General features: G+C 63.4%; 17 protein-coding genes. 2 read left to right on the top strand and 15 right to left on the bottom strand.

Annotation, left to right across the window (positions count from 1 at the left end):
• Positions 1–38 precede the first annotated feature (38 nt).
• The 5 genes from D3878_RS00460 to D3878_RS00440 all read right to left on the bottom strand — a co-directional run bounded on the left by D3878_RS00460 (position 39) and on the right by D3878_RS00440 (position 5,124).
• Complete coding sequence (locus D3878_RS00460) at positions 39–875, bottom strand: 3',5'-nucleoside bisphosphate phosphatase (RefSeq protein WP_119783684.1); 837 nt, start codon at positions 873–875, stop codon at positions 39–41.
• An 82-nt stretch (positions 876–957) separates the two neighbouring features.
• On the bottom strand, positions 958–1,839 hold the full coding sequence (locus tag D3878_RS00455) for an alpha/beta fold hydrolase (protein WP_119783683.1): 882 nt from the start codon (positions 1,837–1,839) through the stop codon (positions 958–960).
• Positions 1,840–1,919: 80 nt separating this feature from the next.
• The gene (locus D3878_RS00450) at positions 1,920–2,945 is read right to left on the bottom strand and encodes a patatin-like phospholipase family protein (RefSeq protein ID WP_119783682.1); all 1,026 of its coding nucleotides are present in this window, start codon (positions 2,943–2,945) and stop codon (positions 1,920–1,922) included.
• Positions 2,946–3,058: 113 nt separating this feature from the next.
• Entirely contained in the window at positions 3,059–4,267 is a 1,209-nt protein-coding gene (locus D3878_RS00445; protein WP_119783681.1) for a YbfB/YjiJ family MFS transporter, read from the bottom strand.
• Positions 4,264–5,124 (bottom strand): ferritin-like domain-containing protein, encoded by an 861-nt coding sequence (locus D3878_RS00440; RefSeq protein WP_119783680.1) that lies wholly within the window; start codon positions 5,122–5,124, stop codon positions 4,264–4,266. The genes D3878_RS00445 and D3878_RS00440 overlap by 4 nt, the downstream gene beginning before the upstream one ends.
• A gap of 64 nt (positions 5,125–5,188) precedes the next feature.
• On the opposite strand from D3878_RS00440, the gene D3878_RS00435 reads away from it, so the two are divergent.
• Both D3878_RS00435 and hslO read left to right on the top strand, forming a co-directional pair.
• A complete protein-coding gene (locus tag D3878_RS00435; protein WP_119783679.1) occupies positions 5,189–5,713 on the top strand; it encodes a gamma carbonic anhydrase family protein in 525 nt (174 codons plus the stop codon).
• Between the two features lie 23 nt (positions 5,714–5,736).
• Positions 5,737–6,660 carry an Hsp33 family molecular chaperone HslO gene (gene hslO / locus D3878_RS00430; RefSeq protein ID WP_119783678.1) on the top strand — a complete coding sequence of 308 codons (924 nt, stop codon included), beginning with the start codon at positions 5,737–5,739 and terminating at the stop codon, positions 6,658–6,660.
• A gap of 38 nt (positions 6,661–6,698) precedes the next feature.
• Here the strand turns inward: hslO and D3878_RS00425 are convergent, their stop codons facing one another.
• From D3878_RS00425 to D3878_RS00380, 10 genes are all read right to left on the bottom strand, one after another.
• Entirely contained in the window at positions 6,699–8,984 is a 2,286-nt protein-coding gene (locus D3878_RS00425) for a DUF1631 family protein (protein WP_119783677.1), read from the bottom strand.
• A 257-nt stretch (positions 8,985–9,241) separates the two neighbouring features.
• A complete protein-coding gene (ftsB, locus tag D3878_RS00420; protein ID WP_119783676.1) occupies positions 9,242–9,565 on the bottom strand; it encodes a cell division protein FtsB in 324 nt (107 codons plus the stop codon).
• A gap of 126 nt (positions 9,566–9,691) precedes the next feature.
• Positions 9,692–10,975 (bottom strand): phosphopyruvate hydratase, encoded by a 1,284-nt coding sequence (gene eno, locus D3878_RS00415; RefSeq protein ID WP_119783675.1) that lies wholly within the window; start codon positions 10,973–10,975, stop codon positions 9,692–9,694.
• An 80-nt stretch (positions 10,976–11,055) separates the two neighbouring features.
• Positions 11,056–11,910: a 3-deoxy-8-phosphooctulonate synthase gene (gene kdsA, locus D3878_RS00410; RefSeq protein ID WP_119783674.1), complete on the bottom strand. Its 855-nt coding sequence runs from the start codon at positions 11,908–11,910 to the stop codon at positions 11,056–11,058.
• Positions 11,907–13,565 carry a CTP synthase gene (locus D3878_RS00405; RefSeq protein WP_119783673.1) on the bottom strand — a complete coding sequence of 553 codons (1,659 nt, stop codon included), beginning with the start codon at positions 13,563–13,565 and terminating at the stop codon, positions 11,907–11,909. The genes kdsA and D3878_RS00405 overlap by 4 nt, the downstream gene beginning before the upstream one ends.
• A 136-nt stretch (positions 13,566–13,701) precedes the next feature.
• Positions 13,702–14,643 (bottom strand): lipid A deacylase LpxR family protein, encoded by a 942-nt coding sequence (locus tag D3878_RS00400; RefSeq protein WP_119783672.1) that lies wholly within the window; start codon positions 14,641–14,643, stop codon positions 13,702–13,704.
• Between the two features lie 53 nt (positions 14,644–14,696).
• A complete protein-coding gene (locus D3878_RS00395; protein ID WP_119783671.1) occupies positions 14,697–17,372 on the bottom strand; it encodes a DNA internalization-related competence protein ComEC/Rec2 in 2,676 nt (891 codons plus the stop codon).
• Positions 17,373–18,218, bottom strand: coding sequence for a TatD family hydrolase (locus D3878_RS00390; protein WP_119783670.1), 846 nt, complete (start codon positions 18,216–18,218; stop codon positions 17,373–17,375).
• Positions 18,208–18,939: a lipoprotein-releasing ABC transporter ATP-binding protein LolD gene (gene lolD, locus D3878_RS00385; RefSeq protein WP_119783669.1), complete on the bottom strand. Its 732-nt coding sequence runs from the start codon at positions 18,937–18,939 to the stop codon at positions 18,208–18,210. The genes D3878_RS00390 and lolD overlap by 11 nt, the downstream gene beginning before the upstream one ends.
• Positions 18,932–20,197 carry a lipoprotein-releasing ABC transporter permease subunit gene (locus tag D3878_RS00380; RefSeq protein ID WP_119783668.1) on the bottom strand — a complete coding sequence of 422 codons (1,266 nt, stop codon included), beginning with the start codon at positions 20,195–20,197 and terminating at the stop codon, positions 18,932–18,934. Before D3878_RS00380 ends, lolD begins: the two co-directional genes overlap by 8 nt.
• Between the last annotated feature and the right edge of the window lie 54 nt (positions 20,198–20,251).

Here is a 20,251-nt window from a genome sequence, read left to right as displayed (position 1 = left end):
TTATCCTCAGGTTTTTCAGAATAATATCTGCGTTTTACTCAGAGATTCCAGTCATGCCAGACCGGCGTGACCGAGCGCGGCAGCGGCGGCAAGGCGCCCAGCTCGATGTGCGATTCGCCCGGCCCGTGAAAATCGGAGCCGCGCGAAGCCAGCAAGCCGTAATTGCCGGCCACCTTCGCATAGACATCGTACTGGTCGGCGGTGTGGCTGCCGGTGACGACTTCGATGCCGGCGCCGCCGGCCTGTTTGAATTCGGTCAGCATGGCATGCTGCTGCAAGTCGCCGAAGTTGTAGCGGCCAGGATGGGCGACGATGGCGATGCCGCCGGCGCCGCGGATCCAGCGCACCGCGTCCGGCAACTTCGCCCAGCGGTGCGGCACGAAGCCGGGCTTGCCTTCGGTGAGGTAATTGCGGAACACGTCCTTGACATCCGCGCAGATGCCGATCTCGACCAGGTAGCGGGCAAAATGGGTGCGCGAAATCAGGTCCGGGTTGCCGACGAATTTCAGCGCCCCTTCGAACGCGTGCGGAATGCCGGCCGCCGCCAGTTGCGCGGCCATCTCTTGTGCGCGCTGGGCGCGGCCGCCGCGGGTCGCCGCCAGTCCGCGCTGCAGGTCGGGATTGGTTTCATCGATTTGCAAGCCGACAATGTGTACCGTCTCGCCCCCCCAGGTGACAGAGATTTCCACCCCGGGAACATAACGCAGGCCGAGCGCGAGCGCCGCCTCCCTGGCTTCGGCGATGCCATCCAGTTCATCATGATCGGTCAGGGCCCAGACATCCACCCCCTGCGCTTTCGCGCGCGCCGCCACCGCCGCCGGCGTCAGCACACCATCGGACACATTGGAATGGCAATGAAGATCGATGTTCAGCACGGCTTGTTCAAAAAAATAGGCATGCCGTCATTGTACGCGGCTTGCGATGCGACCGCTGACGCCATGCATTACATTAAAACAATCAATGCGGCAACAGGAACGCCTCGATGCACTCGGCCAGCAATTGCGGCTGGTCGTGATGCAGCATGTGGCTGGCATCAGGAATCGACGCGGTCGTGACATGCGCAATCGTGGCGATGCGGCGGTCGATTTCGGGACGCGCGCGCTCCTTCGAGCCGAGCCAGCGCCAGATATCGGTATCGGCGGCTTCCACCCACAACACCGGGGCGACGATCTCCTCCCAGCAGGCCTGCGCCTCGTCCACATGGTACAGCACCGGGCTGATCAACTTGTGCGCCGGGTCGCCAAGGATCTCCCAGCGCCCTGCCGCATTCGGCGCAGCCCAGTGCTGCGCCAGGAACGCCGCGCGCTCCTCCGTGAGGCGCGGGTTGGTTTTCTGCAGGCGCGCCATGACTTCCGCCGGCCCCGCATAGGAACGCATTGCCGGCGGCTGGCGCAATCCGTCCAGCCACTGGGCATAGCGTCCCGGCGCCTGCTGCGGCTTGGTCGGCGGCATGCCGAAGCCTTCCAGGTTGATCAGCCGGGCGATTCTTTCCGGCCGCACGCCGGCGTACATGCAGGCGACGTTGCCGCCCATGCTGTGGCCGAGCAGGTTGACCGGCGCGCCGGGAGCGTAGTGGTCGAGGATGGCATCGAGGTCGCCGAGGTAATCGGCGAACCAGTAACTGTCGCTGCCGGAGCGCTGGGACAGTCCATAGCCGCGCCAGTCCGGCGCGATCACATGCCAGTCCTGTTGCAGGCAATCGACCACGAACTGGAAGGACGCCGCGACATCCATCCAGCCGTGCAGCATGAACAGTTTGGGCGCATCTTCGCGGCCCCAGTGGCGAACGTGGTAGCGCAAGCCGCGCACTGGCAGGTATTCCGACCGGGATGGTTTCATGGGAGTCCTAATAGAACGATCGTACTATTGTAATACAGGAAACGCCCCATCGCGCGTCCTGGCGCAATTCAGCGCAGGATTCACCGCAGAAAGCGTGCCAGGCTGAAGGAGGAACGTGCGCCGATGTGCTTGAAATTTTCATCGAGCCAGCGGCTGGTTTGCTGGCGGCCCTCGCTGCGCAGCGCCTGCAGGAATAGCGCATCGGTATTCAGGCGGCTCAGCGTGGTCAGCTGGCCCATGAAATCCCTGGAGGCGATGGAATGGATATGCAGATGGCGCAGGCGTCGCTCCAGATGGCCGAAGGCGAACAGGCCGCGCCTGGCTTCGCGCTGGGCCAGGGCAATCGCCTGCAGTTCGGTGGAGATGGCGGCATTGAAGCCGATCTCGGTCAGGCGAGTGTGGATGTCATTGACCGACTGCGGCACGCCCGCATGCCTGGCCGAATGCAGCAACACCACCATGATGTCACGCGCCTGGCATTGATGCAGCAAGGGGAACAGCGGCGGATTGGCAGTGAAGCCGCCATCCCAGTAAGCTTCGCCGTTGATTTCCACCGCATGGTGCAGGGATGGCAGGCAAGCCGAAGCCAGCAACATGTCCAGCGTCAGCTGGCGGGTGCGGAACAGCTTGAGGGTGCCGCTGCCGACATGGGTGGCGGCGATGAACAGTTTCAGGGGACATTCGGCGCGCAGGCGCTCGAAGTCGATTTGCGCGGCCAGCATGTCGCGCAAGGGGTTGATGTCGAAAGGGTTCCACTGATAAGGCGAAAAGAACCGCGTCAGCGACAGCAGCGCATTGATGCCGGGTGAAGGCTGCGCATGCGTGGCGATGTTCTCCGCCGTGTAGGCGTCTTCCGACTGCAGGCTGAAGGGTTTTTTGACGGCGACGCTCTCCCAGAAATCCTGCAGTGCCTGGCGCGCGCCTTCGCGCCCGCCGATTGTCCAGCCATGGGCGAGCGCCACCGCGTTCATGGCGCCGGCACTGGCGCCGCTGATGCCTTCGATCTCGATGCGCTCGTCTTCCAGCAAGCGCTCCAGCACGCCCCAGGTAAAGGCGCCGTGGGAACCGCCCCCCTGCAAGGCCAGCGTCAGCGTTTTCTTTTGCATGCCAATCCTTTCCAAAATCCATTAATCCGGCAAGGACGATCCCTCCCAGTTTTCCTCCATGCTATAGAACGAATGAGCAGCCGCGTTTAAGTGTATCAAGTTTAAAAAGGGAACTAATTTTTAAGCAAGCTACGCTGCCGCATCGACAGTATGGCGCCGGCAAACAGCGCCAGCGCCGAAAACACCAGGCCCTGCTCCAGTCCGCCGGCGCGATCGGCGATCCAGCCGACCGTGCTGGGGCCGACGATCTGGCCGAAGGCAAACACCGTGGTGAAGGCGCTGATGCCGGCCGACCAGGATTGCGGCGGCAGGTTGTGCCGCACCAGCGCGGTGGTCGAGGCCACTACCGAGAGGAACACGGCGCCAAACAGCAGGCCCGAGAGGAACACCAGCGGCGCCGCCGCGCTCAGCGCCGGCAGGATAGTGGCGATGCCCAGCAAGGCGTTCAGGATCGCCAGCGACTCGCCGCCCTTGAAACGATCCAGCATGCCGGCCCAGATGCGCGAGGAGGCCACCACCGCCAGCCCGAGCAAGGCGTAGAACACAGTGATCAGCGGCGCGGCCATGCCTTGCTGGCGCAACAGCGCGACCACGAAGGTCATGTAGCCGATGTAGCCCACGCCGAACATGAAGTAGCCGAGCAAGCCGAACGCGAACGCGCGCAACTGGAACGGCCGCTGCACGCCCGCCTGTTGCGGCGCCTCGGGAATCGCCCGCAGCGGTGCCGCCATGAGCGCCGTGGCCAGCAGGCAGACGCCGCCCAGCACCAGCCAGGGCCATTGCCAGCCATGCGCGGCGCCGTGCGAAGCCGCCTGCGCCAGGCTAGCCGGCACCAGCAGCGCCGAGGCGGCGATGCCGATACCGGTGCCGCCGTAATACAGGCCGAGCAGCAGGCCGGAACGGCCGGAATGCAAAGCGCCCAGGCGCGCCGCCAGGATGCCGCCGGCGATAAAAACGAAGGCACTGGAAACCCCGGCGAGGATGCGTTGCGACAGCAGCACGCCGGTGGCGGTCACCATGCCGGACACCAGCATGAACAGTCCGGTCAACATGGCGCCGGCGACCAGCAGGCGCTGCGGCGAAACACGCCGCAGCAGCCAGGGCGTGACCAGCGCACCCAGCAGGTAACCGAAGGCGTTGGCGGTATTCATGGCGCCGGCCAGGAAGTAGCTCCAGCCGAGGTCGGCGCGCATCGGCGGCAACAGCAGGCCGTAGGCAAAGCGCGCAATGCCGAGCGCGACGGCGGCGCCCAGCGACAGCGCCAGCGCGGTCAACAAGGGACGCCGATGGGGCCAATCATCGAAGGGAGCGCGCGCCATCATTGCGGCAGCTGCGCCAGTTCGGCTTCGGTAAAGCCGGCCTGGCGGCGCGCTGCCAGGTTGAATGGCCCGCGCAGCGGCGGCGCCTTGTGGATGGCGGCCAGTTGCGCATACGCGGCCAGCGGGTCGAGCCCGCGCTGGCCGCACAGCCAGCCATACCAGCGGTTGCCGATGGCGACATGGCCGATCTCGTCGCGCAGGATGATGTCGAGGATCGCCGCCGCCGCATGGTCGCCGGCCTGTGCCAGCTTGGCGCGCACCGCCGGTGTCGCATCCAGTCCGCGCGCTTCCAGCGTGCGCGGCACCAGCGCCATGCGGGCGAGGATATCGCCCTCGGTCTTTTGCGCCATTTCCCACAGGCTGTCATGCGCCGGAAAGTCGCCATAGGCAAAGCCGAGCGTCTGCAGGTGTGCCGCCAGCAGGGAAAAATGCAGCGCTTCCTCCGCCGCCACCTGCAGCCAGTCGGCGTAATAGTCCGCCGGCATGCCGGCGTAACGCCAGAGCGCGTCCAGCGCCAGGTTGATGGCGTTGAATTCGATGTGCGCCAGGGCATGGATCAAGGCAGCACGCCCTTCCACCGATGTCATCGAACGGTGTTTCAGGGCGCGCGGCGCAATCAGCTGCGGTTGCGCCGGGCGCCCTGGAATACGCTGCGTCGGCTGCAGTTGCACAGCCGCCGCCAGCGCCACGGTGCCCTCCTGCCAGGCCGTCCGCAGGGCTGCCACGCCGGCGGCTTTTTGCGCGGGATCCGTCGTGCCCAGCCAGTGCAAGGCGGCCAGGCGCAATTCCGGCAATGCTCGCGGCAATGTCGGCAATTTCGTTAAATATTCGGCAAGTTGGCCGGAATTCGGTGCAGTCATGCGAGGAACGGTAAAATGTCGGTGTTTATTGGTGTCTATCAATCCAACCATTCTACGGAAATCCATGGCTATCTACCAATTGGGCGAGCACATCCCGCAGATCGATTCTTCCGCCTACGTCACCGAATCGGCCAACGTCATCGGCAAGGCCAGGATCGAGGCCAATGCCAGCATCTGGTTCGAGGTCACCATCCGCGGCGACAACGAATTGATCGTGGTCGGCGAAAACAGCAACGTCCAGGAAGGCTGCGTCTTGCATACCGACCCCGGCCAGCCGCTGACCATCGGCAAGAATGTCACGGTCGGCCACCAGGCCATGCTGCATGGCTGCAGCATCGGCGAAGGCAGCCTGGTGGGCATCCAGGCGGTGATCCTGAATGGCGCAAAGATCGGCAAGAATTGCCTGGTCGGCGCCGGTGCGCTGGTCACCGAAGGCAAGGAATTCCCCGACAATAGCCTCATCATCGGCTCGCCCGCCAAGGCGGTGCGCACCCTCTCCGAGGAAGACATCGCCCGCATGCACCGCAACACCAGCAACTACGTCGAGCGCGGCCAGCATTTCAAGAACAACCTCAAGCGCATCGGCTAAGCCGGCGCCAATAGAAACCCAGTATGGACACGCTGCAAAAATTCATATTCGAGCAAGCCGCGGTGCGCGGCGAGCTGGTCGAACTCTCCGAAACCTGGCGTCATGTGCAGTTGCACCGCACGTATCCGCCTGCGGTACGCAACGTGCTGGGCGAAATGATGGCCGCCGCCGCGCTGCTGTCGGCCAATCTGAAATTCAACGGCGCCGTCGTCATGCAGATCCATGGCGACGGCCCGCTGCGCCTGCTGGTGGTCGAGTGCGACGCCGAGCTGCGCATGCGCGCCACCGCCAAGCTGGCGCCGGACGCCATCATCGACGATGGCGCCCTGCTGCAGCAACTGGTGAACGCGCACGGCAACGGCCGCTTCGCCATCACGCTCGATCCGAAGGACAAGCTGCCCGGCCAGCAACCCTACCAGGGTATCGTGCCGCTCGACGGCGACTCGGTTGCCACCGTCATCGAGAACTACATGCTGCGCTCCGAGCAGCTCGACACCAAACTATGGCTGGCGGCCGACGGCGAGATCGCGCGCGGCATGCTGCTGCAAAAACTGCCGGTCCTGGGCGGTGCGGAAATCTCCGAGGAAGGCGCGCTGGAAACCTGGAACCGCACCGTGGCGCTGGGCTCGACCCTGGGCAGCGAGGAATTGCTGCGCACTGACGCCGCCACGCTGATGCACCGGCTGTTCTGGGAAGAGTCGATCCGCGTATTCGATCCGCAGCAGCCGGCCTTTCATTGCAACTGCAGCCGCGACAAGGTCGGCAACATGCTGAAGATGCTCGGACAGGAAGAAATCGACTTGGCCGTGGCGGAACTGGGCAAGCTGGCGATCGACTGCGATTTCTGCGGCCAGCACTATGAATTCGACAGCATCGATTGTGCCCGGCTGTTCGTCGCCGATGCCAGCGCGGATGCAACGCAAGCGCCAAGTCCGACGCGGCACTAAAAGGCAAACGCAGGGCGGATCGTCATGCGCCCCTGCCCCTACGCTGCCGATTTTTTCGCGATCTCCGGGTCGTTGGCGCCGCTGGCGAAGACCTGGTCCAGCGCGCGGTCTACCAGGCGGTCGAGCGAGACCGTCTGCACGCTGCCTTCGCGCAGGCGTTGCGCCAGCGCGGCATCGGTCAGCTGGAAAGTCTGTTCTTTCCTGTGCGTGGTAAAGATGAACAGGCTCTTCATCGGGCTACTCCATGACAGCTTGGCTTTCATGGCGCCGCCGTGCGCATCGGTGAAATTAAGCCAGATACCGCGCTCAAGATTTTTCACCTGTTCGTCGTAATCGTCCGGCTGCGGTTCCGGCGCGGCGCTGGCCTGTTTTTCCAGGCGGCGCTCGGCTGCCTCCTTCGCCACCGCCACCGCCAGTTCCAGCTGGCGCTCCGGTGTCAGCGGCAGCGGCGCACGCACGATCGAGGCGTGCGTCTCCGCCAGATCGGCAAAAAATCGCGTGCGGTCGGCCTCTTCCCATTTGACGACGGTGAGCCACTTGTTCAGGCGCGCCAGGATGGATGGCAGCTTGGCCAGCAATTCCTTGCGCTGCGCCATGGTGATCTTCGGCTTGACGCTCCAGATCAGGTCGTCCATGGTGCTGACCGCATTTTGCACCGCCGTCGGCTTTTCTTCCTGCAGCGTATAAGCCACGGTCAGCACCGGTACCCATTTATTTTCCAGGAAGGTCTCGACAAAAGCGACCACTTCGCCGGTGCCGACGCGCAGGGCCACTTCGTTTTTTGCGACTTTCGTGGCCTGGCCAATTTTTTCCTTGCGCAAGGCCTTGCTGATCGGCGCCTGCAGCGTCTCGGTGGCGGCGTACTCTTCCTGCTGGATGAAACCCTGCAGCTCCGACAGCACTTCGGAAAACACCGACATCTGCTTGTCGAAATCCTGCTGCACCCGCTCGACGATGCGCTTCATGGTCTGGTACACGGGCGCCTGCTGGCCGCTGGCCCCGTCCCACTCCATGCTCGATTGCGCCAGGGATTCAACCAGGCGCCGCGCCGGGTGCTCTTGCTTGAAAAAGAAATCCTTGTCGATCAGGGCCGCCTTCAGCACCGGCACCTGGAGAAAGCCGATCAGCGACTTCATCTCGGTGGCGATGTTCTGGTCGCGGAACACCAGGTCGAACACGCTGGTGAGCAAGTCGATGGTGTTTTCATCGACCTGGCTCAAGGCGCCTGCCGGCGCCTGGCGCTTGATATCGGCCAGCACCGCAGTGCTGCCGTGGTCGCCGCTGCCGACGCCAGCCAGCTGCCGATCCAGCATGGTTTTTTGCATGCCCGCCAAAAATCCCATCAACTGGTTGCTGACCGCCGTCACTTGCAGCAGCTGGCTTTGCAGATTGCCCGCCACACCCGCACCGCCAGGAATACCGGCCGCACCGGCACCTGGCAAGCCACCGCCCATTCCACCAATCCCACCCATTCCACCTGCAATGTCCGCAATGCCCGTCATGCCGCCACCGGCCGGAGCGCCTCCCTCGCCTGTCAACATGCGCCGCAAGCCTTCGGCGATCTGCGCTTCGCGCTTTTGATCAGCAACGTAATTGGTCGATTTGCGAATGCGATAGGAGTCACCCAGCGCCGGCAGGATGCCATGGCCAACCAGGGCGTCATTGAGCGCCTGCAGGATCGGCGCCATATCCAGAAAAACTTCCGGCTGCAGCAGGGGGAGCAACAATGGATGCGATTCGGCTTCCGGATTGAAATCGGCCCAGGCTGCGTTCAGTGCCCCCAGGAAGACTTCGGGCCGAAACGGATTTTGCGCCAACTGAAAATCGTCGCGCCCCAGCAAAGCGGCAAAACGCAGATTCAAGGCCTCAAGCAACTCGACATGCCTGGTCACGATCGGACGCGCAATATGCCCCAGCCGGACCTTGTTATCCATGTCCTCGTAGGAGACCAACGCCAGCTCGGCATTCACGGCCTCGGCCGGCGCCTGCTGCCTGAGCTGTTGCGGAATTTGTTGCAGTACGGCCTGCATTTCCAGGCGCAGCGCGTCGGCAATCGCGGACGTGGCCAGATGGTAGTACGCGTAGGTATTTTTTCTCAGCAGACCAGCGCCGGTAAAACAGAGATTGGCTTGTTTGGACTCAAGGCTTTGTTCGGAAAACGCCATCAGGGCATCCGCTAGGCGCAGGGCAAAAGCATCGAGTTGGGCATTGGCAGCGCCGGCGGCGACGGGAACCAGGCTCGACAGGATTTCCACAGGCCCGGCCGAGGCGGGCGAATGCAAGTTGCGCGGGTTGCGCATCGTGTCTATGTGATTGGAAACCATGGTCTTGCCTCCCAGGGGGATACGTCCTGCTATCCAGCGTTCATGCCATCGTCAATTAAGCATCCATGTACGTGCACCGGATAATCCGGCAACTTTCTGTATTTTCCCAGAAAATTACTCCAGAGCAATATCCATTGAGCAATAAATGTAAAAAAATATTAAATATTGCTCAACTAGCAATTTCGAGAAAGGTGGGACTCAATCAACGTGAGGCGTAACGTGAGGCATCTCGTGCCGCGCCCTGCGGCAAAGCGGGATCAGCGCAGTGGCGGCACTGCGGAGGTAGTCTGGCGGGCGAGCGTTTTGTCGGCAGGTTCGAGCACCTGGATGAAGATTTCGTTATCCTTGATCATGCCCAGTTCGTAGCGGGCACGCTCCTCGACGGCGCCGGTGCCGGTTTTCAAATCGCGCACTTCGGATTCCAGCTTGTCGTTGCGCGCCTTGAGCTCGAGGTTTTTTTGACGGGCCTCGGCGACCTGCTGGTCAAAATCCCAGACGCGCAGCCAGCCGCCCCTGCCCAGCCACAAAGGGTACTGGACCAGGACCAGCAAGGCAGCAAGGCAAATCGTGATCAGGCGCATACGGGAAGTCGCGAGCCATTAGGCGAATGTCGAAGGCCACATGTTCGCATATGCCGATGAAGATTGACAACCATTGTACAAACGGCCGGAAAATTCCGGCCGTCTGATGTGGTTTTAACGCAGGTTTCAGCGCAAGTTGTAGAACGCGCTGCGGCCCGGATAGCTGGCGATGTCGCCCAGGTCTTCCTCGATGCGCAGGAGCTGGTTGTACTTGGCCATGCGGTCCGAACGCGACATCGAGCCGGTCTTGATCTGCAGGGCATTGCAACCGACCGCGATATCGGCAATGGTCGAATCCTCGGTTTCACCGGAGCGGTGCGAAATCACCGCGGTGTAGCCGGCGCGCTTGGCCATTTCGATGGCGGCGAAGGTTTCGGTCAGGGTGCCGATCTGGTTGATCTTGATGAGGATCGAGTTGGCGATGTTCTTCTGGATGCCTTCGCGCAGGATCTTGGTGTTGGTGACGAACAGGTCGTCGCCCACCAGCTGCACCTTCTTGCCCAGCACATTGGTCAGGGTCGCCCAGCCTTCCCAGTCGTTTTCCGCCATCGCATCCTCGATCGAGATGATCGGGTACTTGTCGCACCAGGTTGCCAGCAGGTTGGTGAAATCGGTCGAGGACAGGCTCAGGCCTTCGCCGGACAGGTGGTACTTGCCATCCTTGTAGAATTCGGAAGCGGCGCAATCCAGGCCCAGCGCGATTTGCGTGCCTGGCTCATAGCCTGCCTGCTCGATGGCCTGGATGATCAGCTTGATCGCTTCTTCATGGTTGGCCACCGATGGCGCAAAACCACCTTCGTCGCCGACCGCGGTGGTCAGGCCCTTGTCGTGCAGGATCTTCTTCAGCGTATGGAACACTTCGGCGCCGTAGCGGATCGCTTCGCGAAAGCTCGGAGCGCCCACCGGAATGATCATGAATTCCTGCAGGTCGAGGTTGTTGTCGGCATGTGCGCCGCCGTTGATGACGTTCATCATCGGCACCGGCATCTGCATTGCGCCCGAACCGCCGAAGTAACGGTACAGCGGCAGGCCGGATTCCTCGGCAGCCGCCTTGGCAACGGCCATCGACACGGCCAGCATGGCGTTGGCGCCCAGGCGGCCCTTGTTCTCGGTACCGTCGAGATCGATCAGGGTGCGGTCGAGGAACGCCTGCTCATTGGCATCCAGGCCCATGATGGCTTCGGAAATTTCGGTATTGATGTTCTCGCAGGCTTGGAGGACGCCCTTGCCGAAATAGCGGCTCTTGTCGCCATCGCGCAATTCGATCGCTTCGCGCGAACCGGTGGAAGCGCCCGAGGGCACGGCGGCGCGGCCCATCACGCCGGATTCCAGCAGGACGTCGCATTCGACGGTCGGATTGCCGCGCGAATCGATTACTTCGCGGCCGATGATGTCAACGATTGCACTCATTCAGTTCTCCCAAATCAAATCAAATTAAATTCTTGTGTTTGCGTGTGCTTATTTGCGTGTACTTATTTGCGTATACTTAATCACGCAAAATTGTTTTCCAGGAAGCCGCCCTGCTTGACGACCCGGTCAAGTTGCACCAGCGTTGCCAGCAGCTCCTTGATGCGGTTCAAAGGCACTGCATTCGGGCCATCGGACATCGCCTGGGCCGGGTTCGGGTGGGTTTCCATGAACAGGCCGGAAATGCCGACGGCGACGGCGGCGCGCGCCAGCACCGGCACGAATTCGCGCTGGCCGCCGGAGGTCGTGCCCTGCCCGCCAGGCAACTGCACCGAGTGGGTGGCATCGAACACCACCGGGCAACCGGTCTCGCGCATGATCGCCAGCGAGCGCATGTCGGACACCAGGTTGTTGTAGCCAAAGGAAACGCCACGCTCGCAGGCCATGAAGACGTCGTCCGCCAGGTTCGCCTCGCGGGCGGCGGCGCGCGCCTTGTCGATCACGTTCGTCATGTCGTGCGGCGCAAGGAACTGGCCCTTCTTGATGTTGACCGGCTTGCCGCTTTGCGCGCAGGCGCGGATGAAATCGGTCTGGCGGCACAGGAAGGCCGGGGTCTGCAGCACATCGACCACGGCGGCGACCGGCTTGACCTCGTCGATTTCATGAATGTCGGTCAGCACCGGCACGCCGATCTGCTGCTTGACGTCGGCGAGGATCTCCAGGCCCTTTTCCATGCCCAGGCCGCGAAACGACGCGCCGGAAGAGCGGTTGGCCTTGTCGAACGAGGACTTGTAGATGAAGGGAATGCCGAGTGCGGCGGTAATTTCCTTCAACTGGCCCGCAGTATCGAGCGCCATCTCGCGCGACTCGATCACGCAGGGACCGGCGATCAGGAAGAACGGCTTGTCGAGGCCGACGTCGAATCCGCAGAGTTTCATGCCGTTTCCTTTTTGGCTGCAGCCTGCTTGTGCGCCAGCGCTGCCTTGATGAACGAGGTGAACAGTGGATGACCGTTGCGCGGCGTCGAGTTGAATTCCGGATGGAACTGCACACCCAGGTACCACGGATGCGCATGCGCGCCTGCGCGCGGCAACTCCATGATTTCGCACAGGTGCTCGGTGGGCGTGCGGGCCGAAACGATCAGGCCAGCCTCTTCCACGCGCGGCAGGTAATGGTTGTTGGCTTCGTAGCGGTGACGATGGCGCTCGGTGACCTGCTTGCCATAGATTTCAGCCGCCAGCGTGCCCGGCTTGACTTCGCAAGTCTGGGCGCCCAGGCGCATGGTGCCGCCCAGATCCGAATTGGCATCGCGGGTCTCGACCTTGCCGTCCTGGTTTTGCCACTCGTCGATCAACGCCACCACCGGTTGCTCGGTGTCGCCATCGAATTCGGTGGAATTGGCCTTGGCCAGGCCAGCCTCGTGGCGGGCGTACTCGATCAGCGCAACCTGCATGCCCAGGCAAATGCCGAGGTAAGGAATCTTGCTCTCGCGGGCATAGCGGGCAGCGGCAATCTTGCCTTCGACGCCGCGCTTGCCGAAGCCGCCCGGCACCAGGATGGCGTCGTACTTGGCCAGCGAAGCGGTGCCCTTTCCTTCGATTTCCTCGGAATCGATGTACTCGATATTCACGCGGCTTTCGGTATGGATGCCGGCATGGCGCAGCGCCTCGGTCAGCGACTTGTAGGATTCGGTCAGGTCGACGTACTTGCCCACCATGCCGATGGTGACTTCGGCCTTGGGATGCTCCAGCGCATACACCAGGCGCGTCCAGACCGACAGGTCGGCGGGCTGCGGCGACAGGCCGAGCTTGTCGCAGACGATGGCGTCGAGGCCCTGGTCGTGCAGCATCTGCGGAATCTTGTAGATGGTGTCGGCGTCCCATACCGAGATCACGGCGTCTTCCTGGATATTGGAGAACAGCGAAATCTTGGCGCGCTCGTCGTCCGGAATCGGACGGTCGGCGCGGCACAGCAGCGCATCCGGCGAAATGCCGATCTCGCGCAGCTTTTGCACGCTGTGCTGGGTCGGCTTGGTCTTCAGCTCGCCGGCCGAGGCGATGAAGGGTACCAGGGTCAGATGCACGTAGGCAGTGTTGTTGCGGCCCGAACGCAGGCCGAGCTGGCGTGCTGCCTCAAGGAACGGCAGCGATTCGATGTCGCCGACGGTGCCGCCGATCTCGACGAGCGCCACGTCATAGCCTTCGGCGCCGCGCTTGATGTATTCCTGGATTTCGTTGGTGATGTGCGGGATCACCTGCACGGTCTTGCCGAGATACTCGCCGCGGCGTTCCTTGCGGATCACCGATTCATAGATCTGGCCGGTGGTGAAGTTATTCGACTTCTTCATCCGGGTCGAGATGAAACGCTCATAGTGCCCGAGATCCAGGTCGGTCTCGGCGCCGTCGTCGGTGACGAACACCTCGCCATGCTGGAATGGACTCATGGTGCCCGGATCGACGTTGATGTACGGATCGAGCTTCAAAAGGGTGACTTTGAGGCCGCGCGATTCAAGAATAGCGGCCAGAGAGGCGGCGGCGATCCCTTTGCCAAGGGAAGAAACCACGCCGCCAGTAACGAATACAAACTTGGTCATTGCTGATGGTGCCGAACGGCACGTGCGGGAAATTGAAATTATACCGCAAAAGCCGGCGGCAAAACCGCCAGCCCGGCGCCAGAAAGTTTCATTTTAACCAACAATCCTGCCAAAATCGGACAGGCAAACTCCTGGCTCAGGGCGTGTAGACCAACATCAGACGCACGAAGGTCTGGGCGCCGCGCGCATTCGACAAGGCGTCGATCTCGGTACTGCGGCGCACCACCGCGCCGGTGACGCCATACTGGCCGCCACTCCACGCCAGGCCCAACTCCGCCTCCCCGACCGCGCGTTTCGGCTTGACCGTGTGCGGGTTGTCCGAAGAAAAATAACCGCCCTGCAGGGTCGCGTTGTAAGCGACCGCCCTGGCATCGAGGCGCAGGTAGCCATGCAGGCCAGCTGCCTCGCCAAAGGCCGGCAATTGCCCCGCCCTGACCGTGACACCGGCGCCGACGTCGGTATGGATATTGCCGAAGCGGCCGTGGATCACCGGCGTGGCATCCAGCCAGGATGCCGGCTGCCAGCGCAACGGCGCCATTTCGCCATACAGGATCACCCCGATCTCGTTGCGCACCTGGCGGCTCCAGCCTTGCGGCAGGGGCTGGTTCAGCAAGCGGTGCAGACTGGTCTGGGTCCAGCGGCCGCCGGCGCAGGGGCCGAGGCAGCCGAGATCGACGCCATAGCGCAGATGGCTGCCATCCTTGCGCTGCGTTTCCTTGAAAACGCCGCCATACAGCCAGCCGGCATAGGGATGGTCGGTCGCGCCGATCTGTTGCGGCGCCAGCTTGATGTCGGAGGCCGTATAAAACTGCTGGCCAAGGCGCCAGCCAAACACGGTGACCTGGCCGCCCTCGCGCAACGCATGCTCGCGCGAGTAGCGCAAGCCACTCGAATAAAAGCCGTCATCGCGGTTGAGCAGGAGCGAATCGTTGTCGATGTCGAGGCGGTTGGTCGCCCTGCCCTGCGCCGTCACGCGGCGGTAATCGTCCAGCAGGCTGGCCGCGCTATCGGCGGCGGCAAGTGCGGAAGCGGTCAGGAGGACGAGGACGAGGGCGGTTTGTCGATGTAGGGGTTGCATGACGGCATTCTACCCAATCCGGCACGCCAACAAAACTGGCGTGTAGACAAGCATCAGCGACCGTACCAATACCGCGCATGCGTGCCGCGATATTCATCCACCTCCAGCGCAGCGCCGAAGCGCAACGTCACCGCGCCGGATTCGTCGCTGCGCAGGCGGCGGATGCCGAGCTCGCCATAACGCTCATAAACTTCGCGCTTGGGATGCTTGTAGCGGTTGCGGTAGCCGACCTGGAACAGCGCCAGTTGCGGATCGACCGCCTGTAAAAAGCTCAGCGTCGACGAGGTGCCGCTGCCATGATGCGGCGCCAGCAGCACGGTAGCGCGCAGGCGCTCGCCCTGGACATCCAGCAGCTCGGCCTCATCGATCCGCTCGACATCTCCCGGCAGCAAAATCGCCTGCGCGCCATGCGTGATTTTGAGCGCGCAGCTGCGTGAATTCGGCTTCAGGTGCGGATTGTCGTAGCTGGCCGGCGACGGATGCAGCATCTCGAAGCGCATACCGTCCCAGTCCCATGCCTGGCCCGCCTGGCAGCGCCGGTGTTCGGCGGCGGCGCGCACGATCGGGTTATCCTCCGCCATCGAGGACGATACCCAGTCAACTGCGACCTCGTCCAGCAGTGACAGCGCGCCGCCGGCATGGTCGGTATCGCTGTGCGACACGATCATGCCATCCAGGCGGTCGATGCCGCGCGCCTTCAGGTAAGGCACGATGACGCGACTGCCGCCGTCGGAATCCGGCGAATATACCGGGCCGGTGTCGTACAGCAGGCGCCGGCCCGGGGTTTCGATCAGCAGCGCCGTACCCTGGCCGACGTCGAATGCGGTCACCCACAATTCCCCGGCGGGAGGCGACGCCGGGGCGTTGAGCAGCAGCGGCAGCCAGCCGGCCAGGCCAAGCCAGCGCAGCGGCCAGCCGCGCGGCGCCAGCAGCCAGACGGTGCCCACCAGCGCGGCGGCAAAGATCCACCAATGCGGCAACGGCGCGCTCCACACTGCGGCCGGCAATGCCGCCAGCCACGCCATCGCCTGCGCCAGCCAGACCACGCATGCGTGCGCGAAGCCAAGGATCCAGTCCGACAGCGGCGCCGGCAGGACGCTGCCGGCCAGCGCCAGCGGCGTGACGATAAAACTCACCAGCGGAATCGCCAGCGCATTGGCGAGCGGACTGACCAGCGACACCTGGCCGAACAGCAGCATGGTCAGCGGCACCAGCCCGAGCGTGACGGCGTACTGGGTGCGGCCGGCCTGGCGCAGGCTTTCCCGCCAGGTCTGCCAGCGCTGCCGCAGTGGCGCGAGCGCGCCGGCGGCCTTGCGCATGCCGCTGCCACTACCAGCGCCGGTGATCGCGGCGGGCGTCGCCAGCGCTGACAATGCCGGCGGCATCATGGCCCGGGGCATCGCCACCCGGCCGACGCTGACGTACAGGATCGCCGCCACCGCGCCGAACGACAGCCAGAAACCCGGCCACAGCACCGCCCATGGATCGAGCAGGATCACCACGCCCAGCGCCAGGCACAACACGTGCGAGACGCTGGTCAGGCGGTCGCACCACAGGGCGACCGCCACCACCGTCAACATGTACAGGGTGCGCTGCGCCGGCACGCCGAAGCCGGCCAGCAAGACATACACCAGCGCCATGGCCACGCCGGCCAGGGCGGCTGCCTTTTGCGCCGGCAGCAGCAAGGGCAGTTGCGCGCGGGTGAAAAACGAGCGGCGCCAGAGGAACTGGAACAGGCCGGCGAACAGGCCGGCAACCATGGTGATGTGTAAACCTGAAATCGAGATCAGATGACCGATGCCGGTACGGTTGAACACCTGCCAGTCGGACTGGGCGATGGCGCGCTGGTCGCCCACCACCAGCGCCACGATCACACCGGCGTATTCCTTGCCCGGCAAGGCGGCGACGATGCGCTCGCGCAGCCAGTTGCGGCTGCGCTCGACCGCATTCGAAAAGCCCGGCACGAAGTCATCGCGCTTTTCATTCTTGTTATCGAGGCGGCGGTCGGGTCGCACAGTGCCGGTGGCGCGCAAGCCCTGCTCCAGCAGCCAGACTTCATAATCAAAGCCGTGCGGATTGGCGTTGCCGTGCGGCCGCCGCAGGCGCACCGTCAGTTGCCAGCGCTCGCCCGGCAACAGGCCAGGCACGGTCTGGGTAGCTTCGCCGCGAAAGCCGCCATACCAGGATAATGCGAGCCGGGACGGCACGACAGGGATCGCTGCCGCCAGCGGAACCGCAGCATCCGTCGAAACCGTAGCAACCGTCGCGGCCTGCGCAGCGTCGGCGGCAAGCTCCGCCGTTTCCCTGGCAGCGGAAGCACCGGCATCGGCATCCCCACCACCTTCCGGCAACACCCGTTCGACCGCGAAATTGAAACGGATGCCACGCTCGAAGCGATGCGGCAGGCTGTCGATGGTGCCAATGACGGTAATGTCCCGCCCTTCCCATTCCTCCGGCAATTCTTCGCGCAAGGAGTAATGCGCGAACAGCGCCGCCCAGACAAATCCGGCCAGCACGCCGCCGGCAGCAAGAGCGACCACGCGCCAGGATGGCCATGTCAGCCACGCAGGCCAGGACGACCGGGCGATCCAGTGCGGCAGCTTTTTTATCGCCAGCGCCCACAGGAGCACAGCGGCCACCAGCGCCAGCATCAGCCACATCCCGGGCAAATCCGGCTGCGTCTGCAACCAGGCGGCGCCAACCACGAAACCGAGGATGGCGCTGCGCATTTATGCGGTACGTGGTGCTGACTGCGATGGTTGCGACGATGGCGACAATTGCACCATTTGCCCCAGCCGCGGCAATGCTGCCATCGCATTGGCGGAGGTGATGCGCGCCAGTTCGTCGACGCCGATGCCCCGCAGGGACGCCAGCACGGCGCCGATACGCGGCAATTCCTCCGGGCTGTTGCGCCCGGGATGGACCCACGCCGGGGCGATATCCGGGGCGTCGGTTTCCAGCACGATCGCCTCCGGCGGCAGTTCCGTCGCCAGCCGGCGCAACTGCAGCGCACGGGTAAACGTCATGGCGCCGCCGAAGCCCAGCTTGAAGCCCAGGCGGATCAAGGCCTCGGCTTGCTGGAAGCTGCCGTTATAGGCATGGGCGAAACCGCCCGGCACGGTGATGCGGCGCAGGTATTTCAAGATGATGTCGACCGAATGGCGCACGTGCAGCAAGACTGGCAAGCCGAAGTCGCGGGCGATCTTCAATTGTTCGCTGTAAAAGTATTCCTGCTTGTCGCGCAGCGGGCCGTCTTTCAGTTCCGGCACGAAGAAATCCAGGCCGATCTCGCCGATGCCGACAAAGCGGCCGTCATCCATGGCGGCGGCTACCGTCTCGCGCAGCACGCGCAGATCGTTTTCATTCGCCTGCGGCACATACATCGGATGAATACCCAGCGCATAGGCGCAATTCGGCAAGCGCCGCGCCAGTTGTGCCACCGCAGCAAAATTGTCGCGCGCCACCGCCGGGATCACGATCCAGTCGAGTCCCTGCTGCGCGGCGCGCATTGCTATCTGATCCGCCTCGCCGGCGAATTCACTGGCATCCAGATGGCAATGGGTATCAATCCACATGCGGCTGCAAGCCGTTTTCCGACAGGCGCAGGATGCGGTCGCAATGCCGCGCCAGTTCGACGTCGTGGGTAACGATGACAAAGGCCGTACCAAGCGTCTTCGACAGTTCCAGCATCAGGTCGAAGGTCTTGTGCGCGGTGGGCCGGTCGAGGTTGCCGGTGGGCTCATCGGCCAGCACGCAGGCCGGCTGCGTCACCAGCGCGCGCGCCAGGGCCACGCGCTGGCGTTCGCCGCCGGACAGCTCGCCCGGCACGTGCGACACACGCTTGGCCAGTCCGACCCGTTCGAGGATGCCGGCGGCGACCTGCTGCGCATCGGCGCGCTTGACGCGGCGGATCATCAGCGGCATGGCGACGTTGTCGAGCGCGGAAAACTCCGGCAGCAGGTGGTGGAACTGGTAAACAAAGCCAAGCGAGGTATTGCGCAAGTCGCCGCGCGCGGCCTCGTTGAGGCTGTACAAATCCTTGCCCAGTAAATTCACGCTGCCGGTGCTGGGCACGTCCAGCCCGCCCAGCAGATGCAGCAGGGTCGACTTGCCGGAGCCGGAAGCGCCGACGATGGCCACGCGCTCGCCGCGCGACACGGAAAAGTCGATATGCTGGAAGACCTCGACCGCATATTTTCCCTGGGTAAAAGTCTTGCCCAGGTTGCGGCAGGACAGCACAGTGCCACTCAAATTCGCACTCACATTCGCATTCTCATTCGGACGCACATTACTCATAGCGCAAAGCCTCCGCCGGTTTGACGCGCGCCGCCCACCAGCTCGGATACAGCGTCGCCACGAAGGCCAGCACCACGGCGACGCCGCCGATGGTCCACACATCCGACCAGCGCAAGTCGGACGGCAAGGCACTGATCAGGTAAATATCCTTGGGCAGGAATTGCACGCCCAGCATGCCCTCGATGAAGGGTACGATCACATCCACGTTCAGCGCCACCAGCACGCCCAGACCGACGCCGATGGCCGTGCCGATCAGGCCGACCACCGCACCCTGGATCATGAAGATTTTCATGATCGAACGCGGCGAGGCGCCGATGGTGCGCAGGATGGCGATATCGGCCTGCTTGTCGGTGACTGTCATCACCAGGGTCGAGACCAGGTTGAAGGCGGCCACCGCGATGATGAGCGTAAGAATGATGAACATCATGCGCTTTTCGGTCTGCACGGCGGCGAACCAGTTGCGGTTCTGGCTCGACCAGTCGCGGATCAGCACATTGCCGGTCAGGGTGGTGGACAGCTCCGCCGCCACCTCGGGCGCCTTTTGCATGTCGGCGATCTTCAGGCGCAGGCCGGAAGGCGCGTCCAGCTTGAACATCTTCTCGGCATCGTCGAGATGGATGAAGGCCAGCGAGGAATCGAATTCGTAATGGCCGGCCTCGAAAATGCCCACCACATTGAATTGCTTCAGGCGCGGGATCACCCCGGCCGGCGTTACCTGCCCCTGCGGCGCGATCAGGGTGACGCGGTCACCGAGCCCGACGCCGATCGAGCGCGCCAGCTCGCCGCCCAGCACGATATTGAATTCGCCCGCCCGCAAATCATCAAACGAGCCTTGGCGCACCTGCGCCGCCACGTCGGACACCTTCGGCTCTTCCTGCGGCAGCACGCCGCGCACCAGCACGCCGCGCACGATGTCGTCACGGGTGATCATGGCTTGGCCGGCAACATACGGCGCGGCGCCCCTGACGGCCTTGTTGGTGAACGCTTCGCGCGCGGTTTCCTGCCAGTTCGGCAAGGCGCCGGAGGCATCCATGACCTCGATGTGCGACAGCACCGACAGCATGCGGTCGCGCACTTCTTTCTGAAAACCGTTCATCACCGACAACACGACGATCAAGGCCGCCACGCCGAGGGCAATGCCCGCCATGGAAATGAGGGAAATGAATGAAATGAAACTGTTGCGGCCGCTGCGGCGACCGGCGCGGGTATAGCGCAAGCCCACCAGCCATTCGAATGGTAAGTTTTTTATGATACTCAAAAGAAATACTCCAGAAAGGGCGTACCAGGCCCGAGGCAGCCCGCAGTTTGCCAT

The organism is Noviherbaspirillum sedimenti, from assembly GCF_003590835.1.
Lineage (GTDB): Bacteria > Pseudomonadota > Gammaproteobacteria > Burkholderiales > Burkholderiaceae_D > Paucimonas > Paucimonas sedimenti.
The sequence above is the reverse complement of the archived record's forward strand: the minus strand, read 5'-3'. Positions and strand labels throughout refer to the sequence as shown.